This window comes from Pelomicrobium sp. G1 (genome assembly GCF_051905455.1).
Taxonomy (GTDB): Bacteria; Pseudomonadota; Gammaproteobacteria; order Burkholderiales; family UBA6910; genus Pelomicrobium.
Window position 1 is genome coordinate 1 of sequence record NZ_JBQACR010000112.1, and the last position, 434, is coordinate 434.

The following is a 434-nucleotide window of genomic DNA, read 5'->3' on the forward strand; positions in this document are numbered from 1 at the left end:
GGGTGGCTGCATTAGAGTACCCTGTTGTTGGGTTTGTAGCGGCGTTTTAGGTTGTGCTAAATTGGCACTGATTCTGGTCGTTTCAATGGGTTACCAGCCGTGTCTGTATAAATATACAGAAAAATGTTGCTTTGTAAAGCGGCTTTTAGGTTGTCTACTTCTAGTTAGCGCGCATAGCCATGTACATTCCCAAGCACTTTTCCGAGCCAAGAGTTGACGTCTTGCATCAGCTCATTCGAGCCCGTCCACTATCCACACTGGTCACGCTTTCATCAAGCGGGCTCAACGCCAATCACATTCCGCTACATCTGTCTATGGAACCGGGTCCGTTTGGCACATTGCGTGGCCATGTCGCCCGCGCCAACCCAATCTGGAACGACATCACCCGCGATATCGAGGCCTTGGCTATCTTTCACGGCCCCGATGCTTACATT

General features: G+C 50.5%; 1 protein-coding gene. It reads left to right on the top strand.

Annotated features, from left to right (window positions below):
- Positions 1-179: 179 nt before the first annotated feature.
- Positions 180-434: FMN-binding negative transcriptional regulator (locus ACTFO6_RS17725; protein WP_439935740.1), on the top strand; the 255-nt coding region annotated here is incomplete at its 3' end.